16 protein-coding genes are annotated in these 24444 nt (G+C 63.4%); 8 read left to right on the top strand and 8 right to left on the bottom strand.

Annotated features, from left to right (window positions below; translation table 11 throughout):
- Positions 1-106: 106 nt before the first annotated feature.
- On the bottom strand, positions 107-2497 hold the full coding sequence (ppsA, locus tag NGM06_RS08825) for a phosphoenolpyruvate synthase (RefSeq protein WP_254269916.1): 2391 nt from the start codon (positions 2495-2497) through the stop codon (positions 107-109).
- Between the two features lie 327 nt (positions 2498-2824).
- On the opposite strand from ppsA, the gene NGM06_RS08820 reads away from it, so the two are divergent.
- A complete protein-coding gene (locus tag NGM06_RS08820; protein ID WP_254269915.1) occupies positions 2825-3253 on the top strand; it encodes a hypothetical protein in 429 nt (142 codons plus the stop codon).
- 60 nt (positions 3254-3313) lie between these two features.
- Positions 3314-3490 (top strand): hypothetical protein, encoded by a 177-nt coding sequence (locus NGM06_RS08815; RefSeq protein ID WP_254269914.1) that lies wholly within the window; start codon positions 3314-3316, stop codon positions 3488-3490.
- 181 nt (positions 3491-3671) lie between these two features.
- Here the strand turns inward: NGM06_RS08815 and NGM06_RS08810 are convergent, their stop codons facing one another.
- Positions 3672-4583: a PhzF family phenazine biosynthesis protein gene (locus NGM06_RS08810; RefSeq protein ID WP_254269913.1), complete on the bottom strand. Its 912-nt coding sequence runs from the start codon at positions 4581-4583 to the stop codon at positions 3672-3674.
- Between the two features lie 134 nt (positions 4584-4717).
- Between NGM06_RS08810 and NGM06_RS08805 the strand changes: the two genes are divergently transcribed.
- From NGM06_RS08805 to mtnP, 3 genes are all read left to right on the top strand, one after another.
- The gene (locus NGM06_RS08805; protein WP_254269912.1) at positions 4718-5431 is read left to right on the top strand and encodes a phosphoribosyltransferase; all 714 of its coding nucleotides are present in this window, start codon (positions 4718-4720) and stop codon (positions 5429-5431) included.
- A gap of 99 nt (positions 5432-5530) precedes the next feature.
- Entirely contained in the window at positions 5531-5869 is a 339-nt protein-coding gene (locus tag NGM06_RS08800) for a DMT family transporter (protein ID WP_254269911.1), read from the top strand.
- A 113-nt stretch (positions 5870-5982) separates the two neighbouring features.
- Positions 5983-6837 (top strand): S-methyl-5'-thioadenosine phosphorylase, encoded by an 855-nt coding sequence (mtnP, locus tag NGM06_RS08795; RefSeq protein WP_254269910.1) that lies wholly within the window; start codon positions 5983-5985, stop codon positions 6835-6837.
- A gap of 82 nt (positions 6838-6919) precedes the next feature.
- Here mtnP and NGM06_RS08790 read toward each other — a convergent pair whose 3' ends face one another.
- The 3 genes from NGM06_RS08790 to NGM06_RS08780 are packed head-to-tail and all read right to left on the bottom strand — an operon-like array spanning position 6920 to position 11909.
- Complete coding sequence (locus NGM06_RS08790; protein ID WP_254269909.1) at positions 6920-8014, bottom strand: segregation and condensation protein A; 1095 nt, start codon at positions 8012-8014, stop codon at positions 6920-6922.
- Positions 8007-11591, bottom strand: coding sequence for a chromosome segregation protein SMC (smc, locus tag NGM06_RS08785; protein ID WP_254269908.1), 3585 nt, complete (start codon positions 11589-11591; stop codon positions 8007-8009). Before smc ends, NGM06_RS08790 begins: the two co-directional genes overlap by 8 nt.
- 24 nt (positions 11592-11615) lie before the next feature.
- Positions 11616-11909, bottom strand: a complete 294-nt coding sequence (locus NGM06_RS08780; RefSeq protein WP_254269907.1) for a DUF7518 family protein — start codon at positions 11907-11909, stop codon at positions 11616-11618.
- A 143-nt stretch (positions 11910-12052) separates the two neighbouring features.
- On the opposite strand from NGM06_RS08780, the gene gatB reads away from it, so the two are divergent.
- Positions 12053-13540 (top strand): Asp-tRNA(Asn)/Glu-tRNA(Gln) amidotransferase subunit GatB, encoded by a 1488-nt coding sequence (gene gatB, locus NGM06_RS08775; protein WP_254269906.1) that lies wholly within the window; start codon positions 12053-12055, stop codon positions 13538-13540.
- Positions 13541-13683: 143 nt separating this feature from the next.
- Here gatB and NGM06_RS08770 read toward each other — a convergent pair whose 3' ends face one another.
- Positions 13684-14253 (bottom strand): response regulator, encoded by a 570-nt coding sequence (locus NGM06_RS08770; RefSeq protein WP_254269905.1) that lies wholly within the window; start codon positions 14251-14253, stop codon positions 13684-13686.
- Positions 14254-14841: 588 nt separating this feature from the next.
- On the opposite strand from NGM06_RS08770, the gene NGM06_RS08765 reads away from it, so the two are divergent.
- Positions 14842-15549: a lytic transglycosylase domain-containing protein gene (locus NGM06_RS08765; protein ID WP_254269904.1), complete on the top strand. Its 708-nt coding sequence runs from the start codon at positions 14842-14844 to the stop codon at positions 15547-15549.
- 148 nt (positions 15550-15697) lie between these two features.
- Here NGM06_RS08765 and NGM06_RS08760 read toward each other — a convergent pair whose 3' ends face one another.
- Entirely contained in the window at positions 15698-17095 is a 1398-nt protein-coding gene (locus NGM06_RS08760; RefSeq protein ID WP_254269903.1) for an MATE family efflux transporter, read from the bottom strand.
- A 367-nt stretch (positions 17096-17462) separates the two neighbouring features.
- Here NGM06_RS08760 and NGM06_RS08755 point away from each other — a divergent pair, with 367 nt between their 5' ends.
- Positions 17463-19991 (top strand): DNA topoisomerase I, encoded by a 2529-nt coding sequence (locus NGM06_RS08755; protein ID WP_254269902.1) that lies wholly within the window; start codon positions 17463-17465, stop codon positions 19989-19991.
- A 250-nt stretch (positions 19992-20241) separates the two neighbouring features.
- Here the strand turns inward: NGM06_RS08755 and NGM06_RS08750 are convergent, their stop codons facing one another.
- The gene (locus NGM06_RS08750; protein ID WP_254269901.1) at positions 20242-24363 is read right to left on the bottom strand and encodes an Eco57I restriction-modification methylase domain-containing protein; all 4122 of its coding nucleotides are present in this window, start codon (positions 24361-24363) and stop codon (positions 20242-20244) included.
- Between the last annotated feature and the right edge of the window lie 81 nt (positions 24364-24444).

Below are 24444 nucleotides of genomic sequence, written 5' to 3'. Positions count from 1 at the left end.
GGGGACAGAAATCGAGAGAAGAAACAGAAAGCGGGGGAAAGGGACGGAGACGAGAGGAGAGCGAAAGCGGAATAAAACCCGACAGCAGTGCCGACGCGTCTCCGCCTTACCGCACCGAGTCGAGCAGGAGTTTCTGCTCGACGCGCTTGACCTCGTGTTGCACGTCACGGACCGCGTCGATGTTGGCCGAGATGGACGAGACGCCCTCGTCCACGAGGTGCTGGACCATCTTGGGCTTCGACCCCGCCTGTCCGCAGATGGACGTGTCCACGTCGTGTTCGCGGCAGGTCTCGATGGTCTGGCTGATGAGTTGTAGGACCGAGGGGTGGAGTTCGTCGAACCGGTCTGCCACCTTCTCGTTGTTGCGGTCCACCGCCAGCGTGTACTGGGTGAGGTCGTTCGTCCCGAACGAGGCGAAGTCGATGCCCTGCTCGGCCATCTCCTCGACGCCCAGCGCCGAGGCGGGCGTCTCTATCATCACGCCCCACGTCCGCTTCTCGGGGTCGATGCCCGACTCCTCCATGAGATTGCGGGCCTGAATCACGTCCTCGGCGTCGTTGACCAGCGGCAGCATGAGTTCGACGTTGTCGTAGCCCATCTCGTAGAGGCGAGCGAACGCGTCGAGTTCGTGGGCGAACACGTCGGGTCGGTCGAGACTCCGGCGGATGCCCCGGTAGCCCAGCATCGGGTTGTGTTCGTCGGGTTCGTCCTCGCCGCCCTGCAACTGGCGGAACTCGTCGGTCGGGGCGTCGAGCGTCCGGACCCGCACGGGACGGGGGTAGAACTCGTCGGCCACGCCCCGGACGCCCTCTACGATTTCGTTGACGTACGCGTCCACGCCGTGGTCGTCGATGTACCGGGCGGGCGTCTTGTTCGTGGAGAGAATCATGTGTTCCATCCGGAGCAGGCCCACGCCGTCCGCGCCTGTCGCGGCGGCGCGCTCGGCGGCCTCCGGGATGGAGACGTTGACCTTCACCTCGGTCGCGGTCATCGGCTTGACCGGCGTCTTCGGGCGGGCCTCCTCGATGGGTTCGCGCTCCTCGGTGGTCTCCTTGCGGCCCTCCGTGATGGTGCCCTTGTCGCCGTCGATGGTGATGCGCTGGTCGTCGGTCAGCGTCGTGGTGGCGTCGGTACACCCGACGACCGCGGGGACGCCCAGTTCGCGGGAGACGATGGCGGCGTGACTGGTCATGCCGCCCTCGTCGGTGGCGATGCCCGCCGCGCGCTTCATCGCGGGCACCATGTCGGGCGTGGTCATCTCGGTGACGATGATGTCGCCCTCGCTCACCTTGTCGAGTTGGTCGAGTTGGGTGACGATGCGGACCGCTCCCGAGGCGATGCCGGGACTCGCGCCCAGACCCGAGACGAGGACGTCGCCCTCGCCCGCGCCGCTTCCGGCGTCGCTCTCCGCGCTCGCGGTCTCGACCGCACCGCTTCCGTCGGCGATACCCTCGGACTCCGACGCGCTGGCGTCAGTCGCGTCGGTCTGGATTTCGGTCTCGCCCTCGTCGATGGTGGTGATGGGTCTCGACTGGAGCATGAGGACCTCGCCGTCCACGATGGCCCACTCCACGTCCTGTGGCGTCCCGTAGTGGTCCTCGACGCGTTCGCCGAGTTCCACGAGTCGGGCGATGTCGGCCTCGTCGAGGACCTGTGCCTCGCGCTTGTCCTCGGCGACTTCGCGTTCGACGGTCTCGCCGGTCGCCTCGTCTTTCTCCATCATCGTCTTCTTGTCCGCGATGGTGAGTTCCTCCACCGCGCCGGTCTCGCGGTCCACGACGTAGTTGTCGGGCGAGACCGACCCCGAGACGACCGCCTCGCCGAGTCCCCACGCGGCCTCGATGATGATTCGGGGGTCGCCGGTCGAAGGGTGACTGGTGAACATCACGCCGGACTTCTCGGCGTCCACCATGCGCTGGACGACGACCGCGATGTCCACGACGGAGTGGTCGAACCCCTTCTCCTGTCGGTAGTAGATGGCGCGTTGGGTGAACAGCGACGCCCAGCAGCGCTTGACGCGGTCCACCAAGTCCTCGCGGGTGACGTTGAGGAACGTCTCCTGCTGGCCCGCGAAACTCGCGTCGGGGAGGTCTTCCGCGGTCGCGGACGACCGGACGGCGACGAAGTTCTCGCCAGCGCGGGACCCTGTCCCGCGTGCCTCCGAGTCGTCGGACTCGGAGACGCCACCGAGGTCGTCGTACGAGTCGAGAATCTCCCGTCGAATCTCCTCGGGCATCTCGGTCTCCAGAACGAGTTCCTTGGCCCGCGACTGGGCCTCGGCGAGCGCCGCGGAGTCCTCGGCGTCCACGTCCACGGCCTCGAACAGTTCCTCCGCGATGCCGGTGTCCTCGATAAACGAGCGGTAGGTGCCAGCCGAAACCACGAACCCCGAGGGAACCGGGAGGCCCGCGCCGGTGAGTTCCCCGAGCGACGCGCCCTTCCCGCCGACCAGTTCGAGGTCGTCCGCGGTGATTTCGTCCAGCCAGAGTACAGCCATTGGTGCATGTGGGAGAACAGGAAGGCGAATAAAGAATGTTCCGACCGGCTCACGCCGGAAATATTAACTCGGAATCGGGTTTATCCGCAACTCGTAAAATTTGCCGGACGGGAACGGTTCGGACGGCCCTCGGTCGCGGGACGGACGACGACGAGTCCGCGAGGCCGTCGAGTAGTCCGTGCTTTATCTGACCGTTATCGGCACCCAGATACGCCAGCGAAAGAGGGTCACTACCGGCGCACCGACCTGCCAGTCACTCGTCCGACGTTTTCGCTCTCCGACACGAAAACGGGTGAGTTTATATCCCCGCGTTCGTCTCACCCACCCATGGACGCGAGTCGTTCGCTTCGGTGGGCAGTGTACTACGTGGTCCTCGCCGGGGTCGCCACCCTCGTCGGTGGTGCGCTCGTCGGCGGAGGCGTCGTGCTGGGCATCGCAGAGGGATACAGTAAACTGGAGAGCGGCGCGGCGCTCTCCTCTGCGCTGACGACGGCCGCGCCCGGACTGGTGCTGGCGACTCTCGGCGTGGTCGTCTGGGCCGTCGGCAGCGTCACGGCCTTCGTGCGGGTGTTCACCGCCGCCGTCGAGGAGCAGATGCGCGAGCGCTTCGACAGCGAGAAGGTCAAGAGCGAGATTCTCTCGGTGCTGGACGACCGCCTCTCGGACGTGGAACACGACGTCTCGGAGATGCGCCGTCAGGTGTCGGAACTCAAGCGGGAGGACACCGCCGAGGAGTTCCAGTTCGGCGAACAGTGACGGGTTCCCGACTCAGAATCCCCCACGAGGAAATTCACTCGCACTAACAGCTATACGAGTATGGAGAATTCGGATACGTTCTCGTTTGCGATGATGGTCCTCGTTTGTAGCGTAGCGCTGTTCGTCTACGCCGACACCCAAGACGACGGGGTCAGACGGGCGGCCACGTTTGCAGTGGTGACGAGTACCGTCGTGATGGCAGGGTTCGGGTATCGAATCGGAAAGGACACTACGTGACTGCTATCGGAGAGCGCATCTGACCGCGGTCCACTTCGTGAGCGGGGACGCGTCACGCCACGAAGGCCACGGCGAGACCCGCGAGCGAACCGTCGCTCCACCGCAGGCCGGGCCTTGGTCCGAACACGGAACCCGTCCCCCATTTGCGCGTTTCCTCGACTACTCGGACCGACTTCGCCACCTACCCCGTCGCGTCGATGATGTCGTCGCCGTCGTCGCGGTCCGGAACCTGCAACTCGCCGTCGAGCGCGGTGGCCGCCCGCCCGCCGACGCGGACCTGTTCGGCCACGCGCACGCGGACGTGACCCGGACGGTCCACGAAGTGACCCTGCTCGAAGACCATCTCGTCGGGGAACTCGCCGTCGAACGCCTCGACCTCGCGCAGGTAGGCCCCGGTCGCGCCGCTCGCGGTGCCGGTCACGGGGTCCTCCGGCACTCCGGCGGCGGGCGCGAACATCCGGCCGTGGAGCGTCGAGTCCGCTTCGAGGGCGTCGAAGGAGAACGCGTAGATGCCGGTCGCGTCCACCTCGTCGCTGATTGCCTCGATTTCGCCGAAGTCGGGGTCCATCGCCGAGAGGTGTTCGAGGAAGTTCACCGGCACCACGAGGAAGGGGAGTCCCGTGGAGGCGACCGCCAGCGGGAAGTCCGCGCCCACGTCTTCGAGCGCGGCGTGGTCGATACCGAGCGCGTCGGCGATTCGCTCGTAGTCGAGGTCCACCTCGCGGATTTCGGGGCGGTCTTGGGTCATCCAGACGGTCCCGTCTTCCTCGACTTCGATGTCGAGGACGCCGACGTTGGTTTCGAGACTGTGCGTTCCGGGGTCGACGACGCCGTCTTCGAGCAGGTGGGCGTGGGAGGCGACGGTTGCGTGTCCGCAGAGGTCCACCTCCGTCGTGGGCGTGAAGTACCGGACCCGACGGTCGGCCTCGTCGCTCTCGCGGAAGAAGGCGGTCTCGCTCACCGCGAGTTCGTTGGCGATTGCCTGCATCTGGGCGTCGTCGAGTCCGTCGGCGTTCGGCACCACTCCGGCCGCGTTTCCGGCGAACGGTTCGGCGGTGAACGCGTCCACCTGCAGCGCGCGTAGCGTGTCCATGGTCGCCCCGAGGAGCGCGCGACTCTTAGTAATTGGTTCGTCGGAATCGGACCGCCGTCTCCGAGAACGACTCGCACGCCCTGAGACCCACCTGTAAACGGTTAAGTGTGCGGGAGTGCGAGTCCCGAGTTGGTATGAGCGAACTCCCCGACGAGTTCAAGTGCACGATTACGAACTGGGAGTACATCTACGGTCTCTGCCGCGACGTCAGCGACCAGGTGAAACGGGACTCCTTCGAACCGGACGTGGTGGTCGCGCTGGCCCGCGGCGGGTGGTTCGCGGGGCGGTGTATCTGTGACTTCCTCGGAATGGACGACCTGACGAGTCTCAAGATGGAACACTACGTGGGGACCGCCGAGAAGGCGGGCGAACCCGAGGTGCGCTATCCGATGCCCGAGGGGAGCGTCGCGGGCAAGGACGTCCTCATCATCGACGACATCGCCGACACCGGCGGGTCCATCGAGCGCGCCGAGGAGTACGTCTCCGAGCGCGACGCCGGTGAAATCCGGACGGCGACCCTCCAACTCCTCCAGACCAGCGAGTTCGAACCGGACTACATCGGGGAGCAACTCGACGAGTGGGCGTGGATAGTCTACCCGTGGAACTTCATCGAGGACATGATAGACATCACCTCGGGCGTGATGGACAAGGCCGACGGCGACGCCTTCACGACCGAGGAGATTCGCCACCTCCTCAGCGAGTACCACGACGTGGAGCGCATCGAGATGGAGATCGCCCAACCCGACCGCATGGAGGAAGTCCTGAACGAGATGACTCGCCGGGACGTTCTCGAAGCGGACGGGGACGCGTGGCGACTGGTCGAGAACGAGGACGGCGTGGGGGCCTGAAGAACGACGCTCTGTGTTCGGACTCTCCTCGTGACGGGTCGAACGCCGAACCCGTATTATTTCTGAACTTTTAACACGTTCGGGGAACGTCGTGAGTACATGCGAGAATACCTCTACCTCGGCGGCGCCATCGCGGCCGAGGTGACCGGCACCGCGGCGCTCAAGTTCTCGGACGGGTTCGCGAACGCCGTTCCGTCGCTCGTCGTCGTCCTCGGGTACGTCGGGTCCTTCTACCTGCTGAGTCTCACACTTCAGGAGTTACCGATAGGGCTGGTGTACGCGACGTGGTCGGCGGTCGGAATCGTGGCCGCGGCGCTCCTCGGCGTCGTCGTGTTCGACGAACCGGTCGACGTGGCGGGCGTCGTCGGGATGGCGCTCATCGTCGGCGGCGTCGTCGTTCTGAACCTCTTCTCCGACGCGTACAGTCCCGCTCACTGACGCCCGTCCGACGCCCTCGGACGGGGAGGTCGAAACGATCCCGACGCGAGAGGGACAGTCGGTCGTGACGTCGAAGGGTAGCCGTTTAGTGTCCGCCGACGCGAGTCTACCTCATGACGATTGGATTCATCGGCGGAAGTGGTATTTACGAGGCCCTGCCTCTCGAGAACACCCGCGAGGAAGAGATTTCGACCCCCTTCGGCGACCCGAGCGCGCCCGTCACCATCGGCGAGTTCGCGGGCGAGGAGGTCGCGTTCCTCCCGCGCCACGGCCCGGACCACCAGCACACGCCGACCAACGCCCCGTACAAGGCCAACATCTACGCCCTGAAGCAAGTCGGCGTCGAGCGCGTGCTGTCGAGCAACGCGGTCGGGAGTCTGCGCGAGGACCTGCCGCCCCAGACGCTCGTGGTGCCCGACCAGACGTTCGACCGGACCAAGCACCGCGACTCGACGTTCTTCGGCGACGGCATCGTGGTCCACATGCCCTTCGCGGACCCGTACTGCCCGCACATGGTCGAGCATCTGGCCGACTCGGCCGACGCCGCCACCGACGCCGACTCGGAGAAGGGCGGTACCTACGTCTGCATCGAGGGGCCGCAGTACTCGACCTGGGCCGAGAGCGAGTTCTACCGCGACCAAGGCTGGGACGTCATCGGCATGACGACGATTCCGGAGGCCAAACTGGCCCGCGAGGCCGAACTCTGCTACGCCACGGTCGCGGGCGTCACCGACTACGACGTGTGGAAGCAGGACAGCGAAGTCACGCTCGAAGAGGTGCTGAACAACGCCGCGGAGAACGAGGAGGCCATCAAGGAAGTCGTGGAACACGCCATCCGGAACATGCCCGACGAGCGCGAGTGCGACTGCGGGACGGCGTTAGAGGGCACCATCAACACGCCGACCGACGCGATTCCGGACGAGACCCGCGAGCGCGTCGAACCGTTCGTCGGCGGCTATCTGGACTGAACCGCATTCGTTCTGCTTCGACTGGCGACATCGAGGGCGAACGCTACCGAAGAACAGTCGAAAAGAGAGACGCCGACCGCCTTCAGTCCGCAATCGCGGGCGCTTCGGCTTCCTCGGCGGCGTCGGCGTCCTCGACCCAGAGGTCGCCGAACATGTCGTCCTGCTCCAGCGTGACGACGCCGCGGTGCGAGAGGAACAGGAGCGCGAGGAACGTCTGGATTCGCGACCCGCCGATACGCTCGATTTCGGCGTACAGCACCTCGTCACGCCCTTTCTCGTAGTGGACGCGGAGTTCCTCGCGTACCTCGTCGATGACCGCCTCGATGTCCTCCTCGTGGGCCGTGCCGGTCACGTCGTCGGCGGAAGGTTCCTCGTCCACCCGCATGTCGTCGTCCATCCGGTAGTCCAGCGTCTGGGTCCCGCGCTGGAACCCGGACGGCGAGTCGCTGGTGTCGTAGCTTCGGGAGTCCTTCCACCACGACCCGCGCTCGCGCTCCCGGAGTTCGTGGACGAGTTCGTCCAGCGTCTCGGGCGTCCCGCGGGCGGTCTTGCGGTCGAGGCGGCGCTCCATCTCGTCTTCGAGTTTCGACACCGGGTCGAACTCCGGGAACTCGCCGTCGGCGGGGTCCATCGGCGGTTCCGCGCCGGGTCCCCACTCGTCCCACGCCTCCTCCGGTTCGGGTTCGTCCTCGTCGTCGTCGGCCAGCATCGCGTCGCTCTTCATCCGGAGGAGGACGCTGGCGTAGAACAGCGCCCGGCCCGAGGTCCGGAGGTCGGCCTCGTCCAATCGGTCGAGGAACTTGTCGGTGACCGTCACGATGTCGATGTCCCACGGCTCGATTTCGCCGTCCTCGGCCAGTTGCACGAGGAGTTCGACGGGTTCGGCCTCCTCGTCGTCCGCGTCGGCGTCCACGTCGAGTTCGTCCGAGAGGATGTCGTCGGTCTCCTCGGCGTTCCCTTCGGAGGCGTCTGCCTCGGAGTCGGAAGTGTCGGTCTCGTCGTCGCCGACGAGACCCGACGCTTCGCCCTCTCGCTCGCGCTTCTCTTCTTCGTGGCCCGCGATGTTGAGGGAGAAGTCGTCGCTCGCGTCTTCCGAGGAGCCACGCTTCTCGCTGCTCGCGGGTCGCTGTGCTCCCCGCTCGCTTCCCCGAGGGTCCTCCGGACCCTCGCTAGTCATCGGCGGGCACCTCCTCGTCGCCGTCGTCGCCCAACTGGATGCCCGTCACGGTACTCACATTGTCGCCCTGCATCGTGACGCCGATGGCGCGCTCGGAGCGCTCCATCATCGCCGAGCGGTGCGAGACGACGACGAACTGGGCGTCGCCCGCGAGTTCGTCCACCATCTCGCCGACGCGCTCGGCGTTGGCGGCGTCGAGGAAGGCGTCCACCTCGTCCAGCGCGTAGAACGGCGCGGGGTTGTACCGCTGGATGGCGAAGATGAACGCGAGCGCGGTCAGACTCTTCTCGCCGCCCGACATCGCGTCGAGGCGCTGGATGGGCTTGTCGCCCGGTTGGGCCTTCATCGTCAGGCCGCCCTCGAAGGGGTCCTCGTCGTCTTCGAGGTGGAGCGTCCCGGTCCCGTTCGAGAGTCGCTCGAAGATGTCGGTGAACTGCTCGGCGATGGCCTCGTAGGCGTCCATGAACGTCGCCTTCTTCTGGTCCTCGTAGGAGTCGATGCGTTCGCGGATGCCCTCGCGCTCCTCCACGAGCACCGACTTGCGCTCCTCGATGTCGTCGAGGTCCGACTTCACGTCGTCGTACTCCTCGATGGCCAGCATGTTGACCGGTTCGAGTTCCTCCATCTGGCGTTCGAGGCGCTCGATGTTCTTCTCGACCTCCTTCAGGTCGGGAATCTCTTCGGCGTCGTACTCGCCGACCTGCTCGCGGAGTTGCTCGATGTCGGCTTCCAGACGTTCCTCGCTCCGCCGGAGGCTCTCGAGGCGGTTCTCGACCGTCTCGACCTCGGCCTTCTTGTCGTCGCGCTCCTGCTGGGCCTCCCGGAGGTCGGCCTTCACGTCCTCGCGCTCGTCTTTGAGGTCGGCGAGTTCGTCTTCGAGTTCGGCGACGGCGTCGCGCTTCTCTTCGAGCAGGGCCTCTTGGTCCTCGATTTCGCCTTCGAGGTCCGCGATCTTCTCCTCCTGTTCGGCCTTCCGGTTCTGGGCCTGCTCGATGTCGTCGTGGAGGTCCTCGATGGCGTCCTCGGCGTACTGCTTCTCCAACTGGAGTTCGTTGAGTTCGCCGTCCAACTCGTCGATTCGGTCCTCGTACGCCTCGATTTCGGCCTCGATGTCCTCGGCCTCGGCGGTGAGTTCCGGAATCCGGGAGTCGGCGAGTTCGGTCTCCAGTTCCGCGATGGCGTCCTCGATTTCGGCGATGGACTCCTCGTGGTCGTCTATCTCCGCTTCGAGTTCCTCCATCTGTTCGTTGACGGCCTCGCGCTCGGCCTCCATCGCCACGAGTTCGTCTTCGAGGTCGTCGATTCGCTGTTTCGCGTCTTCGAGTTCCGCCTCGGTGCGCTCCACGTCGGACTCGATGGACCGAACTTGGTCGGTGGCGTCGCTCTTCCGGTCGCGGGCGTCGTCGAGTCGGTCCTCGACGTCCCGCACGTCCTCGCGGATGGACTTTCGCTCGTCCTCCAACTCGTTGATGCGCTGGGCGACGCGTTCGAGTTGGCCCTTGCCCGACTTCGAGAACGAGTAGCGCGACCCGGACTTCGAACCGCCGGTCATCGCGCCGCTCTTCTCGACCAGTTCGCCGTCGAGGGTCACGAGTCGGTAGTCGCCCATCAGGTCGCGGGCGGTCTCCATGTCCTCGACGACCAGCGTGTCCCCGAGGACGTAGGCGAACACGCCCGAGTACTGCGAGTCGAAGTCCACGAGGTTGTACGCGAAGTCCACCACGCCCGGCACGCTCGGCGCGGAGGGCAGGTTCCGGTCGTGCATCTCGGTCAGCGGCAGGAACGTCGCACGCCCGGCGTTCCGTGACTTGAGGTACTCGATACAGCTCTGGCCGACGCCGTCGTCGTCCACCACGACGTGGGCCATCCGTCCACCGGCCGCCGTCTCGCAGGCGGTGGCGTACTCCCGATTGACGCCGCCCAACTGGCCGACCGTCCCGTGGACGCCGGGCTTCTCGGCGTTCAGAATCGTCGAGACCGCCCGGCCGTACGAGGAGTCGCCGCTCTGGTCGGCCTTGGCTTCGAGTTCGGCGTACTCCTGTTGTTTGGCCTGAATCTCGTCTTCGACCGAGTCGAGGTCGTCCTGCAGTTCGCGTTTCTCCTGCTTGAGGTCCTCGACCACGTCGTCTATCTGGGCGCGGTTGCGTTCGGCCTTGGCCAACTCGTCGTCGAGGTCTTCGAGTTTCGACTCCAGTTCCGGAATCGCCTCGCGGGCCTCGTCCAACTCCTGTTCCTTCTCGCTCTCCGCGTTGGACCGCCGCCGAGACTCGTCGATGAGGCGGTCTTTCTCGCGCTGGAGGTCGTTGCGCTCGCTCTTGTGGTCCTCCAACTCGTCTTTCTTCTCGGCGAGTTCGGCCTTCACTTCGTCGTACTCGGTGTCGATGGCCTCGATTTCGGCCTCGACCTCCTCGAGTTCGGCCTGCTTCTGCTGGACGTCGGCCTTGACCGAGGACTTCTCTATCTTGATGTCGCGGATGTCGGACTCGAACTCCTCGACGTCCTCCTGCTTGCGGTCGATTTCGACGAAGGCCTGTCGGCGGGTGTTCTCTGCGTCCTGAATCTTCTCCTCGGCCGACTCGATGGCGTCTTCGAGGCGCGAGATTTCGCCCTTGACCTCCTCGATTTCGCTCTTGATGCGGAGTTGCTCGTCCTCGCCCTTCCGCTCGATTTCGGCGTTGAGTTCCTCCAACTCGTCTTCGAGACGGATGACCGCTCCCTGCTTCTCGTCTAACTCCTGCTGGAGGTCGGCCAACTCGTCCTCGCGGTCCTCGATGTCCTCGCGAGTGTGCGCGAGGTCTTCTCGCTTCTCTTCGAGTTCCGCGGCCTTGAGGTGGCCCTCGTACTCCTGTTTCTCGTCGCGCAGGCCCTGATATTCGAGGGCGGTCTCGCGCTCGTCGGCCAACTGGTCGAGGCGGTCCTGTTTCTCCTCGATGCGGAGTTCGGCCTCCTCGATGCGGTCTTTGACCGTCTCCAGTTCCTCCAGCGCGTCCTCTTTCTTGGCGTCGAACTCCGCGACGCCCGCGATTTCGTCGATAATCTGGCGACGCTCGTACGGCGTCATGTTGATTATCTCGGTCACGTCGCCCTGCATGACGACGTTGTACCCCTCTGGCGTCACCCCGGCCTGCGCCAGCAGGTCCTGAATGTCCGAGAGGTTGACCGACCGGCCGTTGAGGTAGTAGTAGGAGTAGTAGTTGTCGTCGGTCTCCTTGACCCGTCGCTTGATGGTGATCTCGTCCACATCGTCGACGTTCTCCGACCCGGCGGCGTTGACGACCTGCGCCCGGTCCAAGACGCCGTCGCTGTTGTCCAGAATCACCTCAACGCTGGCCTCGCGTGCGCCGCTGGACTCCTCGTCGGCGTCGGCGTGGCCGGGATTGTAGATGAGGTCGGTCAGCTTCTCGGCGCGAATTCCTCGCGTCCGGGCTAACCCCAACGCGAACAGCACGCTGTCGATGATGTTGCTCTTCCCCGAACCGTTCGGACCCGAGACCGTGGTGAAATCCTCGTAGAACGGGATTTCGGTCGGTCGTCCGAAGCTCTTGAAGTTATCCAAGACGAGCTTTTTGATGTGCATGGTTGCTCGTACGTGGGGACCCTGTCACGCGACGATGATGTCGTCGCCCAACCCGGATTCTCCCCCCGTCTCGTCTTCATTCTGGGACTCTTCGCTTTTAGACTCGTCGTTTTCGTCGGTTCGAGCGTGCGAGTCGCCCGAGTTCGGCGTCTCCGCGTTCGTTGCGTCCGCGCTCGTCGCCGACGTCTCGGCCGACGTTTCGAGGGTTTCGAGTCGGTCGTGAACCTCCACCAACTCCTCGGTCAGTCCCTGTATCGTCGCTTCGAGTCGCTCGACCTTCGATTCGAGTTCCTCGACGCGCTCGTCTTGGTCGCTCATGTCCGTGATGGGCCACGGCAGGACCATAAACGTACGTCAGACGCATGTCGAAATGATTACCATACTGTCGGCGCAGACGTGCGTGGCTCGGGAGACGCCGTCGTTCGTTAGTCTTTAGCGGCCCGGCCCCAAACTGGCGGCCAATGACTGCACAGGCTGTCCAGCAATCGGACCTCGCGGTCGTCATCGGACTGGAGGTCCACGTGCAACTGGAGACGGACACGAAGATCTTCTGCGGCTGTTCGACCGACGTGGCCGACGCCGAACCGAACACGCACACCTGTCCGGTGTGTCTCGGTCTCCCCGGCGCGCTGCCGGTGCTGAACCGGGCGGCGGTCGAGTCCGCCGTCAGAGTCGGGAAGGCAATCGACGCCGACATCCCCGAGGAGACGACGTTCCACCGGAAGAACTACTTCTACCCGGACCTCCCGAAGGGATTCCAGATAACCCAGTACGACGCGCCCGTCTGTCAGAACGGCGAACTGGAGATCGAGGTCGAAGGCGAGCGCCGGACTGTCGGCGTCCGACGCGCCCACCTCGAAGAGGACCCGGGGAGCCTCCAGCACAAGGGCGGGAACATCGACACCGCCGACTACACGCTCGTCAACTACAACCGTGCGGGCGTCCCGCTGATGGAGATCGTCACCGAACCCGACTTCCGGGGCGCGGAGGAGGTCAGGGCGTTCCTAGCGAAACTCGAAGAGGTCCTCGAATATCTCGGCGTGTTCGACAGCCAGCGCGACGGGAGCCTCCGCATCGACGCCAACCTCAGCGTGGTCGAGGCCGACGAAATCGGCGACGACGGCGACGTCAGCGACGAGGCGCTCGAATCGGCCAACCGCACGGAAGTCAAGAACATCTCCAGTCACAAGGGCGCCGAGAAGGCGCTGTCCTACGAGGCCCAGCGCCAGAAGAACGCGGTCCAGCGCGGTCGAGAAGTCGAGCAGGAGACGCGCCACTGGGACGAGTCGCGGGGCATCACCGTCTCCATGCGCTCGAAGGAGGAGGAGAAAGACTACCGCTACTTCCGCGAGGCCGACCTGCCGCCGCTCCAAGTCAGTGACTGGAAGCGGGAACTCGACATCCCGGAGTTACCCGACGCTCGGCGCGAGCGGTTCGGCGAGGAGTACGGCCTGAGCGACGAGGCCGCCAGCAAACTCACGTCCACGCGGCAGGTCGCGGACTTCTACGAGGACGTTGCCAGCGAGTACGACCCGGACCTCGCCGCGACGTGGGTCGCGGACAACCTGCTGGGAGAACTCAACTACCGCGACATGGAGGTCACCGACGTCGCCGACCGCCTCGGCGAGTTCAAACGCCTCGTCGAACTCGTCGCGGCCGAGGAGATAACGACCAAGAACGCCGAGGAGACCGTCCTCCGCGAGATGCTCGACGAGGGCGACGACCCCGAGACGATAATCGAACGCGAAGGGTTAGGCAAGGCCGACGAGGGCGAAATCGAGGGTGCGGTCACGGCGGCCATCGAGGAGAACCCCGACGCCGTCGAGGACTACCACGCCGGAGAAGGCGGTGCGCTGAACTTCCTCGTCGGACAGGTCATGCAGCGAACCGGCGGGAGCGCCGACCCCGGGTCGGTGAACCAACTGCTCCGCGAACGACTGGACGAGTAGGCTAGCTGTCGGTGCGTCACCGATTTCGCCGCGGTTCGTTCGGTCCGCGAGAGGCGCACCGCGCTACCGCCTCGACCCATCGCGGCGAGTCTCAGGTCACGGACGGCGTTCGTCACGTTATCGGTTATAAACTCTCGCGTCGGTCACGTGGCTTCCCGAGTCGCTTCGAGGAGGAGGTTCTGGAACTCCTCGTGGTCGTCGAACGTGGCCGACTCGGTGAGTTCGCGCTCGACGTCGCGGAGTTCCGCTTCGAGTTCTCTGAACGCCTCGCTGTCCCGTAACTCCGCGCTCGGACGTGCGGCGGTCAACGCGGCGTATTTCGTGGCGAGCGTGTAGTATCGGTCGAGCGCGTCGGCGTACTCGGCCCGTTCGAGCAGTGACTCGACCGTGCTCCGAACCTTCTGGCCCGAGACGGGTTTCGTCACGTAGTCGTCGAACGGCATATCGACGATGTCGTAGTCCGGCGCGACGGCGGTAATCATCGCAACCCGGCACTCTGCCGTTCGCTCTCTGATCTCCGATAGAACCTCGTCGCCGCTCTTCCCGGGCATCCGCCTGTCGAGGAGGACGACCTCGATTTCGTCGCCCCGACGCTCGAATATCGCCATCGCTTCCGAACCGCCGTGCGCGACGAAGCAGTCGTACTCCGACAGCCACGTCTCGTAGACGTCCGTAATCGCCGGTTCGTCGTCGACTATCAACACGGTCGTCATCTGGTACCTCCATCGACGTTACCGAGTGACCGAACGAAGTCGGAGGACGCCACGGTTCCACCGAGTTCGAGCGACGGGTTTCGGAGGGCCGCGAAGTTCGATGAACCGTAGCAGAGAGTAGCTACGGTCAGACCCTCCGGAAACCGGCCCTTTGGTACCCGGCCGTATCGCCCAGTGATGTCTGCGAAGGTGAGTCCCACAATCGAGGCGAGAACGACGAAACTCGACACTGCCACGGCGACGATACTGACACCGATGGGGATCATTTAGTATTCGTCGGAAATCATAATGGGCGTGGTATAATCGTTTCCCTAGTTATCTGGTTTGATAACATGATAACCGTAACTTACCCGAACCGCGGTTAATTCAACCGTCGTGGTCGTAGCGTGCCGTCGAACGGGGTCGAACGAGGTTCTCCGAGGGCGCTCGCAGTATCGACCGCCTGCAGTCTCACACTAACTCCGAACGGTTGCGTAGGAGGGAGTGTCCGATGAAAACGTCGACCATTTTCAGGACTCAGTTCTACTTAAAATACACATCTATTGTAGTAAAATATATTGCGGCAGAGTCGTGTTGTGTCAACGCATCATGCCATCACGACGGAACCTGCTCAAGAAGGTCGGCGTAACAGGAGTAGCAGCACTGACGACGGCGGGACTGACTGGTTCGGCCGCTGGAGCACCCGGTTCCATCCCGTCGCACTACCTCGACGAGTACCAACAGACCGGCCAGCAGTACGGTATCGACTGGACGTATCTGGCGGGCGTCGGTTGGGTCGAGACCCAACACGGCCAGTACGAGGCTGGGTGTGACACCTCGTCGGCGGGCGCGAAAGGACCGATGCAGTTCATGCCCTCGACGTGGGACGCTTACGGCGTGGACGGCGACGGTAACGGTGTGGCCAACATCTGCGACTATCGGGACGCGATTCCGGCCGCAGCGAACTACCTCACGGCCTCGGGCGCGCCCGAGAACTGGGACGACGCGCTGTACGCCTACAACCACAGTTGGTCGTACGTCAGCGACGTGAAGAATGCCGCGGCGTACTACCGCGACGCCTACGGCGGTGGTGGCGGCGGCTTCAGCGAAGGTGACCGAGTCACGCCGACGACCGCGCTGAACACGCGGAAGCGACCCGGAACGGAATCGACGCGCGTCGCCACCGTCTCCGCCGGAGAGGTCGGCGAAATCGTGAACGGGCCGACCACCGAGGACGGCTACACGTGGTGGGGCATGCACTGGCTCGACCGCGACGTGTGGGGGTGGTCCGTCGAGCGATACCTCACGTCGGCGTAGACCGGCGGTTCGCCGCAGCAGACCCGATTCCGAATGCTGTCGTCAGAGCGCGTCCGCGACCTCGATGGTCGAGGACGCGCGACTCGACGACCGTTTCTCGGTGGAAAGTCCACAGCGCAACGCGGTCCACAGCCACGGCTTCGACTCGTTAATCGCCCGGTGTCGCCGCTCGCTCCGTCTCCACGACGCCCTCGCGCCAGCGTCCCAGACTGAACCACGCCGCGCCGAGGACGAACGACCCGGCCGCCGAGAACGACCACGCCCACCAGAGTCCGTCCACGCCCCACCCGAGTCCGGCGAGCGAGACGCCCGCAACCGGGAGCGTCCACCCGTAGGCCAGCACCACCGCGGCCGGAATCCGGAGGACCCACCGCGAGAGGAACGACAGTACCATCGCGGTCCGCGTGTCGCCCGCGCCGCGGAACCCGCCCTGCACGACCATCAGGCCACCGAAGAACGCGAGGAACGGCGCGATGATGCGGAGGAAGGTCACGCCCGCCGCGACGACCGCCCGGTCGGCGATGAACACCCGCATCGCCTCGTCGGGGAACGCGAACAGGAGCGCGCCGACGCCGAACAGCACCGCCATGGTCCCCGCAGTCCCCTTCCACGTCACCGCCGCGGCGCGGTCGGGCGTCCCCGCCCCGAGGTTCTGGCCGACGCCCGTCGCGGTGGCCTGTCCGACCGCGCCCGAGACGGTCCACGACACCGACATCAGGCGGAGACCGACGCCGTAGGCGGCGGTCGGAATCGGGCCGAACCGCGCGACCAGCGCCGCCATGGCCACCGCCGCGAAACTCCGAGCGAGTCCGTCGATGGTTCCCGGATAGCCCACGTCCACGAGTCGCTTCAGGACAGGCCAGTCGGGCCGGAGGTCTTCGAGGCGGAGTCGGACGCCCCAGTCGCCCTTCACGAGGATTGCGACGCCGATGGCCGCCGCGACGACCCGCGAGAGTAGCGTGGCGATGGCGGCCCCGCGGACGCCCCACTCGGGGAACGGCCCGTAGCCGAGGATGAGGAACGGGTCCAAGACGACGTTGGCCCCCGCCGAGAGGACCATCAGCCACATCGCAGTCCGCGTGTCGCCCGCGCCGCGCAGGACCGCCCGAAAGACGAAGAAGAGGAAGGTGAACGGGATGGAGACGAACAGCACTTCGACGTATTGGAGCGAGTAGGCGTACACCTGCCCCTCCGCCCCGACCAGCGAGAGTAAGGGGTGGCGAAAGGCGTAGCCGAACGTCGAGAGGACCAGCGCGACAGCGACGGTCAGCATCGTGGTCTGGGCGACCACGTTGTCGGCCTTCCGGTCGTCGCCCGCCCCGACGTGCTGGGAGACCAGCGCGACGGCGGCCGCGGTCAGGCCCATCGCCACCGAGACGAACATCCACGCGGTCGGGAACATCAGCGAGACGGCCGCGACCGCGTTCGGCCCGACGCGACCGACCCAGAACATGTCCGCGAGGTTGTAGAACGTCTGGAGCAGGTTCCCGGCGACCAGCGGCCACGCTAAGCTGGCGAGTTTCGGCGTGATGGCCCCGGTCGTCATATCGACGCGACTCTCCGCTGGATTCGACACGCTCTCGGCGGAACGTCGTGGCTGTGGGTCTTAAACGCATCTCTCGCGTACGGGGTTGCCGGATTCCCGAGCGCGGCCGTCACCCGAGATACCGTCTCCGCGCGTTCACTTCCCGGGACCGTGCATCCGCTTGTCGGGGTCCCGTCAGCGCGCACTCACACGCACGTCGCACGCGCCTTGCCCCACCGCCTTCCGGCGGTTTTGCCCGTCGAAAGCTTTACCAATTCACTTGTCCTAGCGGGGACACGATGAACGACGAGCGACTCCCGAGCGGCGCGGGACTCCCCCGAGAGCGACGCCCGCACGTCGGGCACTCCCCCGAAGTCGGAGGTGAGGCATGGAACTGATAATCACCGAGAAGGACAACGCGGCCAGACGCATCGCCGACATCCTGAGCGGCGAGTCGGCCGACGCCGAGCGCAAGAACGGCGTGAACGTCTACAAGTGGGGCGGCCGCCGGTGCATCGGCCTGTCGGGCCACGTCGTCGGCGTGGACTTCCCCGACGAGTACAACGACTGGCGCGACGTGGAACCGGTCGAACTCATCGACGCGCCCATCGAGAAGAAGGCCACGAAGGAGAACATCGTCTCCACCCTGCGCGTGCTGGCCCGGAAGGCCGACCGCGTGACCATCGCGACGGACTACGACCGCGAGGGCGAACTCATCGGTAAGGAGGCGTGGGAACTGGTTCGGGAGGTCAACGACGAGGTCCCCATCCAGCGCGTGCGGTTCTCCTCCATCACCGACAACGAGGTCACCGAGGCCTTCGAGAACCCCGACGAACTCGACTTCGACCTCGCGGCCGCGGGCGAGGCGCGACAGGAGATAGACCTCATCTGGGGCGCGGCGCTCACCCGGTTCCTCTCGCTGTCGGCCCGCCAACTGGGCGAGGACTTCATCTCGGTCGGCCGGGTCCAGTCGCCCACGCTGAAACTCATCGTGGACCGCGAGCGCGAAATCGAGGCGTTCGACCCCGAGGACTACTGGGAACTGTTCGCCGACCTGCTGAAGGACACCGACGACGAGACCGCGGAGTTCGAGGCCCAGTACTTCTACCGCGACGAGGACGGCAACGAGGCCGAACGCGTCTGGGACGAGGAGACCGCAGAGGCCGTCTTCGACGCGCTCGGTTCGGCCGCCGCGGCGACCGTCGAGCGAGTCAACCGACGCACTCGGACCGACGACCCGCCAGCGCCGTTCAACACCACGCAGTTCATCCGGGCCGCCGGGAGTCTGGGCTACTCGGCCCAACAGGCCATGAGCATCGCCGAGGACCTCTACACAGCGGGGTACATGACCTACCCCCGGACCGACAACACGGTCTACCCCGACGACCTCGACCCAGAGGAACTGCTCGATACGTTCTCGGCCAACTACCACTTCGGCGACGACGCCGAGGACCTGCTCGAACTGGACGACCTCGAACCCACCGAGGGCGACGAGGAGACCACCGACCACCCGCCGATTCACCCGACCGAGGACGTGCCGACGAAGGGCGAACTGAGCGACGACGAGTGGGAGATATACGAACTCGTCGTCCGGCGGTTCTTCGCCACCGTCGCCGAGTCCGCGACGTGGGAACACCTCAAGGTGGTCACGAGCGTCGAACCACGTTCGACGGAAAACGGCGTGGGCGACCACAAACTCAAGTCGAACGGCAAGCGCCTCGTGGAGGAGGGCTACCACGCGGTCTACCCCTACTACAACAGCTCCGAGAACTACGTGCCCGACGTGACCGAGGGCGACGAGCTAGCGATAACGGACGCCCGCATCGAAGACAAGCAGACCCAACCGCCCCGCCGCTACGGCCAGTCGCGGCTCATCGAGACCATGGAGAAGATGGGGGTCGGGACGAAGTCCACCCGCCACAACACCATCGAGAAGCTCTACGACCGGGGCTACGTCGAGGGCGACCCGCCCCGACCCACGCAACTGGCGAAGGCCGTGGTCACGGCCGCCGAGAAGTTCGCGGACCTCGTCGTCAGCGAGGAGATGACGCGGGAACTGGAGGAGGACATGACCGCCATCGCGGAGGGCGAGGCCGACCTGAGCGAGGTGGCCGACGAGTCCCGCGAGTACCTCCAGCAGGTGTTCGACGAACTGCGCGACTCCCGCGAGGAGGTCGGCGACCTGCTACAGGAGTCGCTGAAGGCCGACAAGAAACTCGGGCCCTGCCCCGAGTCGGACCACGAACTGCTGGTCCGCCAGAGCCGAAACGGGTCGTACTTCGTCGGCTGTGACGGCTACCCCGACTGCGAGTACACCCTGCCGCTCCCGAACACGGGCAAGCCCCTCATCCTCGACGAGGAGTGCGAGGACCACGACCTCCGGCACGTCAAGATGCTCGCCGGACGCCAGACGTTCGTCCACGGCTGTCCGCTCTGCAAGGCCGAGGAGGCCGAGGAGGAGGACGACGAGGTCATCGGGGTCTGTCCCGACTGCGGCGAGGAACACGACGGAGAACTGGCCATCAAGCACCTCCAGAACGGCTCCCGACTCGTCGGCTGTACCCGGTACCCCGACTGCGACTACTCGCTCCCGCTGCCGCGCCGGGGCGACATCGAAATCACCGACGAGCGCTGCGAGGAACACGACCTGCCGGAACTCGTCGTCCACAACGGCGACGAACCGTGGGAACTGGGCTGTCCCATCTGCAACTACCGGGAGTTTCAGGCCCGCGAGAGCGAGTCGGGCAGCGACCTCGAATCGCTCGACGGCATCGGCGAGAAGACCGCCGAGAAGCTCTCGGCGGCGGGTATCGAGAGCATCGAGGACCTGAAGGACGCCGAAGTCGAGACGGTGGCCTCGGAGGTGCAGGGCGTCAGTGAGGACCGGATTCGGGGCTGGCAGGCGAAAGCCGACTGAATAGAGACGTTTCGCTTCGTTCCGTGTCGTCGTTTTGCGTGCCACACCTGCTGCATCTGCGGTCGGCGCGCTGGCGCGCCTCCGCGGTGCGCCCTCGTGCGCGAGGGATGAGCATCGGAGGGAACGACCGAGAAGCGCAATCGGTTGAGGAGGCGCGTGGCTCGTGCTGTGCGGTGTCGGTGCGGTATTCATTGGCTCAAGCAACAGCCAGCGTCCGGATATCGGCGTTACAGAGAAAGATACCCGCCTGTCAGTCGCTCGTCGCGCTCTCCACGATTTCGATTTCTTCGTCGGTCAGACCGTACAGTTCGTAGACGATCTGGTCGATGAGGTAGTCGGTCTTCTGTATCTTCTCGTCCAGTTCCTCGGCGCGCTCCTTCGTCTCGATGTAGCTTTGCAGTCCGTCTTCCACGTCGGCCACCTCGGGGAGCGTGAGGCCTTTCAGACGGTCGATGAGCGAGTTCGTCTTGGTCGCGTTGTCGCGGAATCCGGCGAACCCGCCCGCCTCCTCGACGGCGACCGGGACAAACGCTTCGATGAGATCGGCCTCGGTCTCGGTGAGGTCGGTGATGCGGAGCGCGGGCAGGAACTCGGTCTCGGTGTAGCCGTACTGGTCGAGGTCGTGGCCGTCCTCGTCTTCGGGCTTGTAGCGCGCCGTGAGATTGATAGTGACGGTGCTGGGGTTCTCTCTTTCGACCGTCGCGCGTTCGATTTGGAGTTTCTCGCGGGTCTCGGTGGTCTCGTGGAGGATGGAGTCGGCGCTGTCCTTCGGGGGTTGGCTGAAGCCGATTTCGGGGAGGGGTTCGCCTTTGGTGTAGTTTCCGAGGTGGTCGAGGAGGGAGAGATTTAACCTATCACGTTTTTCTCGAGTCTCTATTGCGTCCTGGGCCAACTCAGACAATTCACCATCTTCAGTAACATGTTTGATTGGCACTTGTTCGACATGGACCGCTCTGAACTCTTGATAACCACCTCGGAGACCCGAAAGTTCAGCTTGCACCCAAAATCTTGTCAAATTGGAATTTAGAATGGCCAATAATTTATAATCCTCTGTAGGGATTGAATATAGCTTATCATTAATATGGTGGCCATCTGTGTCTAAAGCAAAGTTTGGTCCCTTAGAGATCACTGGATAAACTATCTTTGGTCCTTCTAACTCTTTGTAATAATCGCACGGTCTTAGTTCCCACCAACAGTCTCCCCTATCATGTCGGTTTTCTGCATCACTACGGAACTTCGATAGGTATTTTGCCAACTGGGTGTGTTCCGACTTAAACCAATCCCAAGCTTCTGCCTCTGTCTTCACGTCTGCTGCAGATTTAGTCCATCCTGAAGGAATGCGGATTAGATGCCTATCCTCGTAATCCACACGGTAACGATGAATGTCACGCCCTCTCAGGAGACTGAATACATGTTTATCATCCAGGTCCAGTTTCTGATATTCTTCTTTCTCAAGGATGAATGCTTCATTTAATCCTGTAAGGATTCCTCGGCGTAACGGTACGTCAATGTAATCTACTAACTGTTGCGCATCTTTTTCTATCTTATTGATGATTTTCGTGAGTTGTGGATTTTGAATCCGCCAACCATTATCCCCAAAGGATTTTTGTTTCACTTCATATCCTATATCGCTGATTTCTCTCCTAAGGTCTGCGAAATCTAAACTTGGGACCTTGCCAATAAGTGGCTTGTGCGTCTCAAGGGCTTCCTCTTTGTCGAAGATGAGGATGAGGGGATAGGCACTCACTTCTCGACCAAACACCGGTAAAGAATGGAAGTCAATCGCTCGGCGTATTTTCGTCTGCTTGGAAAGCTTGGATCGGAGTTTTTGACCGTACTCAGAGTGCATAAATTTGTTAGAAACGATAAAACCGAGTGATTTACTGTTACGGAGGACTTTATAACCAAGCTCTAAGAAGTATGTATAGAGGTCTGCAGCACTATGATAAGTGTCATATCGAGTCTGGAAGTAGGATTTGGCACTTTTTAGTTGCTCCTGCCGAACATACGGCGGATTCCCTAGCACAACATCGAACCCGGCATCCCCAGCCAAATCACCACTTTCACCGAAGAACACCTCGGGGAACTCCAGTTCCCAGTGGAAGAACTGCTCCGTCTCGGCCATCGCCTGCGCACTCTTGAACCAGTCGGTCTCGGCCACGTCCTCCCACGAGTCGTCCCGAAGCGCCTTCGCCATCTGCTCGTCGGCATCGTCTGGCACGTCGAGACCGAACTGGGAGGCGGTGTGGACAGACGCCATTTCGAGCAGATGCACGAACAAGGGGTCGCTTCGAATCTCCTCGTAGGTGCGCTCCATCTCCTTGATGTCAGACAACTCGTCGTTGTCGATGTCGAGGAGGTCCTGCATCAGGTCCATGACGTGTTCCAGTGCCTCCCGACGTGTCTGTTCCATCCAGTCCGAGAGCGTCGTCTGACCCGAGGGTCCACCCTCGTCGTCGGTGGAGAGGATTTCGCTGATGTCGCTTCCGACTAGCGAGTTTCCGGTCTTGAGGTGGTGGTCGAGGAACGCGAGCGGTTGGTCGGCCGCGAGAGTTTCGAGCCACATCGAGAGTTTCGCCAGTTCGACCGCCATGCCGTTCAGGTCTACGCCGTATATGCACTCCTTCGATATCCTGCGGCGGAACTCCTGCTCGTCGTAGGACTGTAATTCCTGCTCGCGCACTACTTCCATCACGCGCTCGGTGAGATAACCCGTCGCCTTCGTGAGGAAATGTCCGCTACCCATCGCAGGGTCGAGGATTTTCAACTCTTGCACGGACTGCCAGAAACGCATGAAGTACTGCCGGTCGCTCGGTTCCAGTCCGTCCGCCCGGAGTTCGTCTTTTATCTCCTCGATCAGCGGGTCGATGGTCTCTTCGACGATGTACGTGACCACGTAGTCCGGGGTGTAGTACGACCCCGTGGACTTGCGCTCGCCGTCGTCGTTGACGACGTAGAGGCCACCTGCTGGCACGCTTTCGACGGCATCGGCGACCGAAACCTCCGTCGCGGGTTTCCAGACTTGCCCGCCGTCTTCAGAGACGGCCGCGTACTGCTCAGGTGCGATGCGGAACTCGTGTTCTAACAGTCCCTCGTATATAGACCCGAGGTGGCGAGTATCGAGGTCGGCGTAATCTGCTAAGACGAATTCCCCGTCGTCGGTCTTTGTGGTCGAGATGCGGTAGATGACCTCTGCGAGGTACTCGTCGGCGACGCCGTGTTCGGTGAGGAAGTCGTGTTCGTCCGCGTCGAACAGTCCGCCGTTGTAGGCCGGGATGCCTAGGTCCTCTTTCCCCTGGTCGATGAGTCGGAAGAGGTCTTGGAGACGCTGCCAGATGGACGTCGAGTATTCGCTGTACGCGGAGTCGAACGTCTCTCCCTCCTGTATCGCGTCTCGAATCTCGACGCGCTTCTGGTCGAGGCTGAAGTTCTCCTCGTACTCCCGTTGTGCCTCGGGGTCGTCGGGGTTTATGAGGTGACGAGACTCGGCGTAGAGGATGAACATCAACCGATACAGCAGGACCAGCGACTGCTCCTTGAGTTCGTCTAGCGCCTCGTCGTCGTCGGGGTCGATACTCAGGTCGTTCGTCTCTAGGAAACCCTTGCCGAGTACCCGGAGCGCGGTGAAAACGTTGTCCTGGAGGTCTTCCCCTAGCTCTTGGGCCGCAGTCTCGCTCTCGTTCCAGACGGTGTCGAGGAACGTGTCTCCCGCAACGCTCTTGAACGCCTCCGGTCGGAAGAAGAGGTGGAAATATTTGAAATCCTCGACCGTTCCCGATTCGAGGAGTTCCGGAAGGTCGACCTCGTAGAACGTCTGGGTCTCGTAGTCCTTCGTTCCGTACAGTCGCCACTGCTTCCCGTTCGTCAGAATCCCCCACTGAATGTTCTCAGGTGTCCGTTCGAGATAGAATTTCACCTGATGAGAGGCGTCTCGATACTGGCGGTCTTCGCTGAAGCGTTTCGTGAAGTTCGCGTTCCACTGCTTCGCTTCGAGCAGGGCGCTGGCCTTCCCGAACGTCCCTCCGGGGTCGTCTTTCAGTTTCCGCTCGGCGGCCTCTCGATAGACCTCTTCGGACTCATATAACAGTCGGTCGACGTATCCACCGCCATCGGGCAGCGTCTGTTCCGGAATCGTTTCGTGCCCGAGAATTTCGAGGACTGGCTCAATCCATTTGTCTATTAGCGGGTCCTCCTTGTGACCTGCGACCAAAGTGTCCTCTTTCTTCCAGAGTTCTTGCAGTTGGTCGAACGCGGCTTCGACGCCTTCAGCATCCTCCCACTCGTCTAGTTCTTTTATTCGCTCCTTAAGATAATGGCCCGAGAATAGATTCGAATTACGATATGGATTTTGAGAGAGCGTTGATTGGCTCATCTGGATACTCGGAGGTCATGGAGACGACCGACATGAAAGTATTGGATACCCTGCTAAATCTACTTACAAACTGGTTCCGAT

The sequence above is a fragment of the Halorussus aquaticus genome (assembly GCF_024218795.1).
In the GTDB taxonomy this organism is placed as follows: domain Archaea; phylum Halobacteriota; class Halobacteria; order Halobacteriales; family Haladaptataceae; genus Halorussus; species Halorussus aquaticus.
This window is presented reverse-complemented; position numbering and strand designations above follow the sequence as displayed.